Source organism: Kitasatospora griseola (genome assembly GCF_014648555.1).
Taxonomy (GTDB): Bacteria; Actinomycetota; Actinomycetes; order Streptomycetales; family Streptomycetaceae; genus Kitasatospora; species Kitasatospora griseola.
This window is the reverse complement of the sequence record NZ_BMRI01000013.1, coordinates 34,008-37,365: the sequence shown is the minus strand read 5'-3', so window position 1 is coordinate 37,365 and position 3,358 is coordinate 34,008. Positions and strand designations below refer to the sequence as shown.

The window sequence follows — 3,358 nt, the reverse complement described above, 5'->3', positions numbered from 1 at the left end:
GAGCGGTACCTGGTCTCCAAGGCGTGGGCCGCCGTCAGCGTCGGCACCGCCCTGCCCGACCCCGGCACCGGCACCCCGACCCCCACCCCCACCTCCTCGCCCACCCCGACCCCCACCTCCTCGCCCACCGGCAACCCCAACCCCGGCAACGCCCTGACCAACGGCGGCTTCGAACAGGGCACCGCAGGCTGGACCCAGAGCGCCGACGACATCACCAGCTCCACCGTGCAGAGCGCGCACGGCGGCGCCTGGTACGCCGCGATGATGGGCTACGGCACCACCGCCACCGAGTCCCTCTCCCAGTCGAACATCGCCGTCCCCTCCACCGGCAGCCCCAAGCTCACCTTCTGGCTCAAAGTCAGCACCCAGGAGTCCGGCAGCATCGCCTACGACACCCTCAAGGTCAATGTCAACGGCACCACGCTGGCCACCTACTCCAACGCCAACGCCGGCTCCGGGTACGTCCAGAAGACCGTCGACCTGTCCGCCTACAAGGGCCAGAGTGTGAAGCTCGAGTTCGCCGGCGCCGAGGACCCCTACCTGACGACCATCTTCCTCGTCGACGACGTCGCCATCGGCTGACCGACCCTCACCCTCCCGTGGCCGGCCCCGCTGTGGGGCGGCGCCGGCCACGGGACTGCCGCGCTCCCGCGGGGTAGCAACGAACGCGGCAGCCTGCGGCCGACCTGACTGGGGCGGGTCGGCCGCAGAGACCACCACAGCCCGCCCCACGGGTCCGGGTCCGCAGACCCGCACCTCCCGCCGGACCTCCGGTCCCGGACCCACCCCCCGAACCCGCCGCCGAAACCCGGTTGCGCACCAGCGCCGGGCTCCACCACGCACCAGCAGCCGACACCCGGCCGCTGCGCGTGCTCCGGCAAGTCCCACCGGACCTGCACCGGCTGGAGCCCGGCGCTCCCTTGCGGGGCGACTCACACGGAACGAACGGACGGAAAGGCAGACGTCATGCGTACAACCGATGCTCCGCAGCACGACGAACCCGACAACGCCCTCGTCTCCCGCCTCCTCTCCCGCCGCCGCGTGCTGATCCTCAGCGGCGCCGCCGGCACAGTGGTCCTGGGCGGAGCGGGCACCGCCGCCGGCTGCTGGACCGCCTGGACGCGGTCGTCCACAACGCGGGTGTGGCGCTCGACCACCCACCACGTCGCGAGACCAGGGCCGGCCACGAGCCGATGTTCGCCACCAACCACCTGGGCCACTTCGCACTGACCCACCACCTGACCCCCCTGCTCGCGGCGACCCCGGGGAGCCGGATCGTCACGACCGGCAGCTTCGCCGCCAAGTCCGAATCCCTGGACCCCGACGACCTGCAGAGCACCCACGACTACCGGCCCAAGCGCGCCTACGCACGCTCCAAGCTGGCCCAGATGCTCTTCGCCGTCGAACTCGACCGCCGCCTGCGCGCCGCCGGCAGCACGACGACGAGCGTGCTCGTTCACCCCGGCGGGGCACTCGACGCCCTCACCCCCGCGCGCCCGCCGCTCCATGCCCGCTCCACCGGCCAGCGGCTGCGCCACCTGCCGCTCGGCCTTGTCGTCCAGGGCAAGGAAGCCGCCGCGTGGCCCGCCGTACGGGCCGTGCTCGACCCGAGCGTGCGCGACGGCCAGATGTGGAGCCCGCGCCAGTTCGGGCTGCGCGGAACGCCCAGGAGCGAACCTCTCTGGAACCACCTGACCGACCCCACGACCGCGGCCCGCCTGTGGGCGGCCAGCTGCGACCTGACCGGCATCGACCTGCTGCCCACCCCGCCGACCCGGCTCGACGGGGCAGCGGCCGACGGCTGAGTCCGGCCGTGCGATGCCTCGCCAAGCGAATGTGCGAGCGGCTGCCTCTCGAACGCGATGCCGACCGGGGTCCCGGTCGTCGACGACCGCCACGGCAGTGATGTCGTTGCGGTGGAACAGGCCGGCGATGTCCTTGAACGTGCGCGCGACGGGCGACGACCGCGTCCCGCCCCGGATCCGACAAGCTGTGACGGACATCGGGGCCGCCTGGAGCCGGTACGCCGCCGGGAGACCACCAGCACCGACCGTCCCCCCGGGCGTGCCGGTGGGGCACGGGTGCCGGGTCGGACGTCTGCGGTGGCTTCCGGCCCGGTCAGGCCGGCCGGTTGTCCGCCGGTGTGGTCCGGGGGCTGCCCGGGTCGGGGGCAGGCAGCGGCCAGTCGGGGTGGGCGAGCCGGCGGCGCAGGGCGTCGAGCCGGGCGAGGTGGTGGTCGAGGGCGGCGGTGACGGTGCTCGTGGTGGCGGCCACTCGTGCTTCGAGGTCGTGGATCCGGTCCAGTAGGTCCTGCCAGCGCCTTTCGGCGGCGGGGTCAGGGTCAGGCGCGGCGTCGGTCGCTGTCATCGCGGAGCTGGGTGGTGTGGTGGGTCAGAGTGTCGAGGCGGGTGGCGAGGTCGTCCTGGCCGGTGCCGAGGTGGGGGCGGATGGCGGCGAGGGGCGCTATGAGGTCGGCGGGGTCGGTGGCGCCGAGGGCGGCGGTCAGGGCGGCCTGGGCGGGGCGGGCGCCGGGGGCGAGTGCGGTCATGGTGATCCTGGCGGCGAGGACCCGCAGTTCGGCGGCGTTGTCGCGGGCCCAGGCGGTGACCGTCCGGTCGGCGGCCCGCCGGTCGCGGACCGCTTTGACGCGTTCCGCGCCGGTGGCGGCCTGTGGCTTGCCGCCGGCGGGCTTGAGACGCAGGTAGCGGTTCTCGGCGGCCTGGCGGCTGGCGACCCCCATGGGCCGGGCGAGGTCGGCCCAGGTGGCGCCGGCCTCCCGGGCGCTCTCCACCAGGCCGGCCTCCCAGCCGGCGAGCTGGGTGCGCAGCTCGCGCAGCAGCATCAGGGCGGCCAGGGCCTGCTCGGGGCCTTCCTGCCCGTCAGGGGCGGTCGGCGGCCGGGACGCGGGGTTCTGGGCGGTGCGGACGGCGTCGTCGATGGCGGCCAGCGCCGCCGCGGCCGCCAGGAACGAGGCGGGCTCGACCGGCTGGGGAGGACCGGCGGCGGGCCTGCGGGGCTTCTGACTCATGCAGTCACTCTATAGGCGACATCCAAACTTGTCATCGGATGGATGACGCGCTACAAAGGTGTCAGGTGAAGCGCACTGGCACCCATTCGATCAGTGGAGGTGTTTCGCGATGCTGTTGCGCACTGACCCGTTCCGCGAGCTGGACCGTCTGACCCAGCAGTTCCTGGGCAGTACCGGGACCTGGTCGCGTCCGGCGCCGATGCCGCTGGACGCCTACCGGGCCGGCGACGAGTACGTGATCTGCTTCGACCTGCCCGGGGTGGACCCGGAGGCGATCGACATCGACGTCGAGCGGAACATGGTGACCGTCAAGGCCGAGCGCCGCCCGCG

At 73.6% G+C, this 3,358-nt stretch carries 3 protein-coding genes and 2 pseudogenes; 3 read left to right on the top strand and 2 right to left on the bottom strand.

Annotated elements, in window-relative coordinates:
• Both IEZ12_RS38665 and IEZ12_RS18265 read left to right on the top strand, forming a co-directional pair.
• A pseudogene (locus IEZ12_RS38665) lies at positions 1 to 582 on the top strand (M4 family metallopeptidase); the annotation flags it as partial.
• Between the two features lie 524 nt (positions 583 to 1,106).
• Positions 1,107 to 1,805, top strand: a pseudogene (locus tag IEZ12_RS18265) (SDR family NAD(P)-dependent oxidoreductase); the annotation flags it as partial.
• Positions 1,806 to 2,118: 313 nt separating this feature from the next.
• Here IEZ12_RS18265 and IEZ12_RS18260 read toward each other — a convergent pair.
• Together IEZ12_RS18260 and IEZ12_RS18255 are read right to left on the bottom strand one after the other, a co-directional pair.
• Positions 2,119 to 2,367 (bottom strand): hypothetical protein, encoded by a 249-nt coding sequence (locus IEZ12_RS18260; RefSeq protein WP_189272943.1) that lies wholly within the window; start codon positions 2,365 to 2,367, stop codon positions 2,119 to 2,121.
• A complete protein-coding gene (locus IEZ12_RS18255; RefSeq protein WP_189272942.1) occupies positions 2,342 to 3,028 on the bottom strand; it encodes a type III effector protein in 687 nt (228 codons plus the stop codon). Before IEZ12_RS18255 ends, IEZ12_RS18260 begins: the two co-directional genes overlap by 26 nt.
• Before the next feature lie 109 nt (positions 3,029 to 3,137).
• On the opposite strand from IEZ12_RS18255, the gene IEZ12_RS38660 reads away from it, so the two are divergent.
• The coding region (locus IEZ12_RS38660; RefSeq protein ID WP_229847659.1) for an Hsp20/alpha crystallin family protein at positions 3,138 to 3,358 on the top strand (221 nt) is incomplete at its 3' end.